3 protein-coding genes and 1 pseudogene are annotated in these 6,984 nt (G+C 58.0%); 2 read left to right on the top strand and 2 right to left on the bottom strand.

Features of this window, described 5'->3' with window-relative positions:
* Both NKH41_RS27735 and NKH41_RS27730 read right to left on the bottom strand, forming a co-directional pair.
* A pseudogene (locus tag NKH41_RS27735) lies at positions 1–223 on the bottom strand (recombinase family protein); the annotation flags it as partial.
* A complete protein-coding gene (locus NKH41_RS27730; RefSeq protein WP_023722661.1) occupies positions 213–410 on the bottom strand; it encodes a hypothetical protein in 198 nt (65 codons plus the stop codon). The gene NKH41_RS27730 and the pseudogene NKH41_RS27735, both read right to left, overlap by 11 nt.
* Positions 411–1,203: 793 nt before the next feature.
* Here NKH41_RS27730 and NKH41_RS27725 point away from each other — a divergent pair.
* Positions 1,204–3,246, top strand: coding sequence for a tetratricopeptide repeat protein (locus NKH41_RS27725; protein WP_352934871.1), 2,043 nt, complete (start codon positions 1,204–1,206; stop codon positions 3,244–3,246).
* A 2-nt stretch (positions 3,247–3,248) separates the two neighbouring features.
* Positions 3,249–6,977, top strand: coding sequence for a type III PLP-dependent enzyme domain-containing protein (locus NKH41_RS27720; protein ID WP_352934868.1), 3,729 nt, complete (start codon positions 3,249–3,251; stop codon positions 6,975–6,977).
* Positions 6,978–6,984 lie beyond the last annotated feature (7 nt).

Genomic DNA, 6,984 nt, shown 5'->3' with positions numbered 1-6,984 from the left:
TCCGATCGAAGCCCGCTCGCGCGACACCGCCAGCAGCAGAGCGGCCGAGATCGTCATCGACCGTCTCGATGCAAGACCAGCCGAGCGCGACCAGGCGATCGCGCATCGCATACTGCAGGGCGCTGCTCTCACGATTGTGCAGAACCTGATGGGCCGAGGACTGCCGCACATAAAGGATCGCCTTTCGCTCCAGATGGTGGGGCCGGATCTTCTCATGCATCATGGCGTGCCTCCTCCCGTGGAACGGCGCGCTCGCCGTCGACGTGGTCGAGGATCAGGCGCACCATCAGCTTTGTCAGCGTCAGGCGCGTCTCTTCCGGCAGCGCCTGCCATGGTGGCATCTGCGCGGTCTCCGCATCGTGCGGGTTGGAGAACAGATCGAACTGATATGTCGTGGGCTGGCGCGGCATGGACCTCTCCCCGATTCGCGTCGTGAGGATCCGATGCTGCGCCCGAAACCTCCAATTGCGATGGGGTGTGGGAATTGGCCGTCGCGTCCTGCAGCAGTGTCACCAAGACGCCAAGCGTTCTGGGATCGACATGTGGGGCAGCGGCAATGCGCCACGCGGTGCAGACCGCGCGATCAAACATCCAGGCCGGAACCTCCAGCCACCGATCGGAGGCGTGGCCAGAGAGACTGCAGCGGAAAACCTCCCGGTCAGCCTTCTCGATCACCTCATGAACGTGAACACAACGCCCGGCCCAGGGATGCCATGGATAAAGAAACTTGCGTTCCTCGGTCCCGTGGGCGTTCTCTCGTCGTGTTGTACAACACCGCCCGGCCGCATTCCCAAATCGCCTGGCAGACACCGGCCGAGTTCGCCACCACCTTCAATCTGCGACGGTCGCTCGCGCTGCGCGATGCCAAAGGCTCCGCGCCAGCGCCCGTCGCTTCACCCGCCCAGCAGGGCACAACCCACGCCGGAAACGAACTCAAAACTGGATAGAAACTGGGGGCAACGTCACCGCCGCTCTTCGTAAGGAACTTCTCTATGAGAGACGGCAGCCCCATTCAGGGCGGATGGGCTCCTACATCTAGCGTTTTTTCTATGGAGAAGGCCGAAATTTGATTCTCGGCTACTCAGGTTGAGAACCGGACGCGCTTCAGCTAATTTAGGAGAGCCTCAACTAGTCGTTGCTAACTGCAATCACTTGGCGCTAATGTCTTACTAGAGATGGGACGGGAACTGGCTTGGGGTTGGGATGAAAAACCTCCTTGTTAGGAAATCTGGCAATAGTCGTTTTGTTCGAGATATTGACCAAAACCTCTATCGATCCGGTGGAGAGAGTACGGTATTTGCTGGTCGCGAGATGTTTCTGGCGCCAGCCAGTATGCAGCTCGACTGGTGGCAACGGCACGGCGGTTTGTTGCTTGCACCGGACAAGCTATTTGTCCGTTTGCTTACACTACATCGCCTGGCGTTCGAGGCCGAGCTAGAAGGTAAGTTTGGACGAGCAGATTTCTTCTGGCAGGAGGTGCTCGCGCAACTGCGACGCGCTTGGACTCGAAAGGCTGTCTGGGAAGCGGCTCACACTGCCGTCGGCGGCGGGTCCCCGCACGGTCCAGAGTCGCTGCGGGATCGCATCCTCGCCGAACTCTTCATAGATACACATGTCGCTTTCGTAAACGGACGGCTCCTCCGGGCGGCCTCTCCGGCTGCCGATGACCGCGCCTTCGTTCACCTAAACTATGTTCGAAAACTCCTGGAATTCCAGACTCTGCCACCTGATGAGGCTGCGGGTCTGATTTCACCCGCAGTGGAAGCGCAGATTAGCGCACTGGAAACTGCAGGGAGATGGACGAACGCAATTGCTTGCGCGACGCAGCATCTTGCCATGAATTCTGGCGACACGAAGATGCAAGACAGGCTGGCGATGCTGCACTTCAGGCGCGCGATCGACCAGCTTTCTGACAATGCCAACGGAAACGACCTTGCCGAGGCTTCTCGTCTTGGCGAGGCGATCGAATCTCTCGACCGTGCTCAGAAAGAGGACCCTGATCGCACGCTGATTTATGATCTCCTTGGGCAGCTCTGCCATCTGCAAAGTGTCCGGCTCGCCAACGGCGGAGAACTGTCAAAAGCATTGGTAGCTGCGCGTAAGGCACAATTGTACGCGCCTTCGCTTGCTGCTGCTGATGAGACGATGTCACAGCTGCTTGAGGCCATGACTCAGTTGAAGACGCAAATACAGGAAGTTGAAAAAAAATTGCGCGCGTCGGCGAACACTGGGCTAACTGAAGAGGGACGACGCCTGCAGGCTGAGGCCACACGCGGCTTTTCTGCTCTTGAAAACTATATGAAATCGAGCGAGCCGACCCGTGTAGCAACGGTTCGTCGCCTGGCGCATGCGCGCGCGATCTGGCGCGACGTCGGCTTTGCTCCGGAAATCAAACCTGCCGACGAGCAAGCGTTGGGACTCATGGATGCGGTCGGCCAGATCTATGGATCTGAGGCCACGGGCTCAAAAGGCCTCGCTGCGGAATTTCGCAAGATCGCAAAGTCGGAAGAGGCCATTGCCGCCATTCCGCCAAAGCTCGTCGCCGATTTTGTTTTGAAACGGCGGCGCGAGAATGCCGGCGAAACGTCAGGAACAGACGCCGATCCTTCCACTGCCGTCGCCGGACAGGGCCAGACAGCGGGCGCGTTCGTGATTTCGGCGCCGGAGCCCGAGACCAAGAGCGATGGCGAGCCGTTTTGGTACTGGCTTTTTGGCACGCAAGATCGAGGCCTGCGGGCTGTTGGCGGATGTGCCGTGATTGCGGCTGTGGCAATGCTCGGCGTTACAGCACTCGACATCAGAGGATCGCGTATCCGCTCGTCTGCCTATGATGGAGTCGTGGCGGCGGCCGCCGCAGGCGGCGAAGCGGCGGCGACGAAGGAGGCGCAGCGGTTTCATGGGGCGTGGTCTCTGCGCGCAAGCGACCCGCGCGAGGCGCGGATCGAGGAATTAAAGCGTGAGGCCATCGAAGCGCCAAATCTTAAGGTCCGCAACACTGCGGTCGAGCAGCTAAAGAGTGCGTTGGAGAGCGGCGATCAGGAGGCTGTTCTCAACGCCGCGGAGCGCTTCTTGGGCGCGCCACCCTTGGAGGCCGTGGATGAGCGTCGAGACGCTGTGCTGGATATCTATGCGCGCGCGTTCAGTATTTGGTTTGCCGAAACAGCCGACCCACTTGCCCTGCCTGGGAAAAACCACATCGATGCCTATGGCAAATTGGTGGCCGGCACCCAAGCTTCTGGAGGATAATCATGAAACTTGTTTTCAAGATCCTCTCACTCGCAATACTGGCGGTCTGCGCTCTGCAACTGCTCTACTTGTATTCTGGACGCAACGGCCCGTTGCCTGAGAGGGATGCCGCCTCTAGGCCGGAAGTAACGGCAATGCCGCGAACGGACCTTGCCGCCAGCCAGCAAAACGACCACCCGCTGGAACTTCCGCCCAACCAGGCTCAGCGCGTCGACTTTTCCGTCGATGAAAGTTCGTTCACCGAATTTTCTGAACGTGATCGCAAAGATCAATATCTTGATTGGCTGTTGTTCACGGCGATCGCAGCTCTTCAACCCTCCACCGAAGAATACAATAAAATTCTCTTCGATCTCCCGGCCACCCGCCAAGGGTACATGCGGCCTGTAGGCACTTTCGAGTTTGGCGAAACACGGGCTCGCTATATTGGCGATGGGCAAGTGCTGACCTTGATCCCCGCTGGCCGCCCGGAGGCAGAGCGGAAGGATTTTCTGGCTTCCATCGCCGACGAACAACGCAAGACACAGGGCGGAAAATTCGACCGGCTTGTGGTGGTCGAATATGCGCTGGAGCCTAGTCAAGCGCGCGCCACACTGACCAGACGCGGCGACATCGACTACGCCTCATTGTTTTCCGCCGACTATGGATACCACGAGCAGCCCGTTGGGAGTCTCGCTGATCTCGAACGGTTCATGAGCACCGTTGATGACCTGACGCTAGCCCAAAAAACGTCAGGCGGGCTCCTGCTGGGCGGTCGAAAGATACTGAGCCATGCTTACAGATCGATCGCCATCGAGCAGGTTGCGACGGTCTGGCAATCCGAACAAAAGATTCAGAAGGCTCTCGCCGACTGGGATGCACGACAGACGAAAATTATTGACGACTTTAATGCGCGATGGCGCCACCGAACTTACACAACCGAACTTGAGAGGTTGGAGCTTGAGCGGCAGCGGGACCATGAACTAGCTAAAATCCAGGAGCAGCTTGTCCGCGAGCAGCGTGATCTTAAACTCGTGAATGGCAGCGGTTTTTCGCTGGATCCTGGCGTCGATTATGCGGGCTTGAAAAAAGATTTCGAATCGAACCTACCGCTACTGCAATTGGTCGCACAGGACAGGATATCCGAACAACAGGCGAGAGCAACGTCCCAAGCGCTGGCAGACGAGAAGATCGTGCCTCTGCTGGAACTGATCGCGGCCTTGGATGAACGCAGCCTGGCCGGGGGCCTGCTACACGACATCCAATACATTAATTCTTACCAGGCAGCCCGATATGACGGAGCGTTGCAGGGCACAGAAGTCGGCATGGTTTTGTTCTACACTGATCTAATGGCCAAGCTGTGGACAATAGATTTCGTAGGCTCTTCCCCGAGGCGCGATCTCATTCCTGATTTCGTAGATGATCCACACGCGCCACGGACGCTGATTTATGAAGCAGAGAGTCAGAAGCTACGATATGCGCGACTTTGGCTTGGCCCCTCCGATCTCGGCTTCCAAGTGTCTGATGAGCTTAGCTCAGTCTTTTTCGCGCCAAACGCGACGCGTATCTATTCGGCCGGCTCGGATCCACTTCACCCGGGAGTGGAACTTGAGACTTCCGCATTTTTCGCAGCCGGGATAGATTGGTGGAACGATCACTACGACGAGGTCGCCCGCATCGAGCCCGAATACCAACGCCTCAACCAAATTATGAAATGGAGCATCGTGATTGGTTGGCTAAATGGATTCAGTGACAAGGCCGAGCTCAATTTTCTCGCCAGCGTTAGCGTCGATCACTCAAAACGCTTCCCAGACTGGGCCACTCAAAATTCAAAACTGAAATTCCACCAGTGGGATGAAGTAAAATTTCTGCCCGCCGGCGATAAGGGAACGACGACCGAGGCGCTGCCGCTTCTCAGCGGGCCTGTAAGCAGCGGCGGTGTGAGCCTCGCCTCACGGGAAACTGCCAAGCGCGCACCAATCGCGCTGCAGATCGATAAGACCCTTCTCCGTTCCAATCTCGACTACACCGCCGGGGAAGGTGCTCTGAAAAACCTTGAAGGAGCGCTCTTTACCTTCAAGGGAGATACGCCAGATCTGGCCTCAATGATCGCCCGCGCCAAGCCGGAAGCCAAGTTCCGTGCCACGACAGCGCAGCTTGCGAACAGCGAAGTTGAGCGGACCATCATCGCCACCGCCGATACCGTCCAACTCAACACGCGCGTCGGCGACGTTGCGCTCGGCGACCTCAAAATCGCAGGTTCGAAGAACGGCTTCAGCGTAGGGTGGAAGGCACGGGATATGGATCGTGCGCATATGATAGCCCGAGATCTCAGCATATCGGAGGCACCCGATATCGCCTTGCGAAACAATACGATGGTCGAAGCAGTCATCAAGTTTCCGGATGACGCGACCTATGCCGTGAAGCTCAGAGACTCGACGCAGTGGGTAAAGCTTGCGGCCGAAAAACAGCCAAGCGTCGACATTGCTTCGGGTTGGCAGATGCGCGCGGCAGGAGAGCAGGGAGAGGCTATTCGGGCCATGCAGGCCTCCGTCATCAAAGATGCCGAGCTCCAGGCTGCGGTCGCCAACCAGGGCCATATAGTCATTGAGACGGCAAACGACGGAAAGCCTTTCTTGCGTATATCGCCGGAAGCCGCCCCGACAGGAACGCGCATTGTTCAGTTCGAAGACGGCACCACGCACTTTTCCGCATGGGTTCGGCCGCCGTCGGAGGCCGTGCACCTGGAGGGGGGGAGTGGCGTTGAAGCCGTCATGCTGGGAAAACGCCTCAGCCCGGAAGATCTTGATGCCATCCGCATGGCGGCGGCGAACAGCAACACACCGATCGTGCAATTGTCTGAGGCGTCGCGGGTCCGGGCCAAGCTCGCCACCGCACTGCAGAAGGACGAATTCCGTATAGCTGCCCTTGATATTGTGAATGACACAAAAAATGCACGCCTCGCCATCGACAGGCAAATAAAGGCAGAGCTTGAGGGGAACCTGGCTGTCCTTGACGCAAGGGGATCCAATGAAGCGCTGCATGATCTCGACGGCCTTATCCTCATTTACGGAAAGCGGCCGGAGTTGACGTTGCGGCGCAGCTTGCTGCAGATCGAGAACGGCAATATCGAAGCGGCAGTCGAGAGTGCGCGCATCAATCCGTCGCGCGTCCTGACCGATCGGCAGGCGTTCTTCGAGGAGGTCAATGCTCGTCTGGCAGGTGGATCGTCCAGCGCTCATGGAGACCTTTATCGATTTGCGGAATACGCCGATTGGCAAGATGCGATGGCAAGGCCACCGCGCGCCGGCGAGCTTGGCGGGTCAGTTCAATCGAGGGTCGCCGGCGATCGCTTCGACTTTGGGTTTCAGCTCGGCAGCATGCCATCGAGCCAGCCGCTTGGGCCAGGCCAACTGGCGCAGGTGAAAGGAAGCAATGCAGTCGTCTATCACCAAGACATCGCCAGCCTGAATGGCATTGATTGGTCGGCCCCCGTCGATAAGTCGCTTGGCCAAGTCGTGATGGGAGATCTGGGAAAGGTCATTCATTTGCCGAATGAAGACATCGCGCATTTCCGACCCGGGGTGATCTGGTCTCCCGATCACACTGTAGCTTTCAAGAGCGCGCAGTTTGACATACCTCATATGCCGGGTTCGCTTTATCAGCCTTGCGATCCTTCCACGGGAATTTGTGCCGATAACGATTCTGGTGACGAACGAGAGCAAGGAGAGGTCTATCTCGTTGTCGCCAAGTGAGTTGGGC

The organism is Mesorhizobium sp. M1169 (assembly GCF_040318345.1).
Taxonomy (GTDB): domain Bacteria; phylum Pseudomonadota; class Alphaproteobacteria; order Rhizobiales; family Rhizobiaceae; genus Mesorhizobium.
This window is presented reverse-complemented; position numbering and strand designations above follow the sequence as displayed.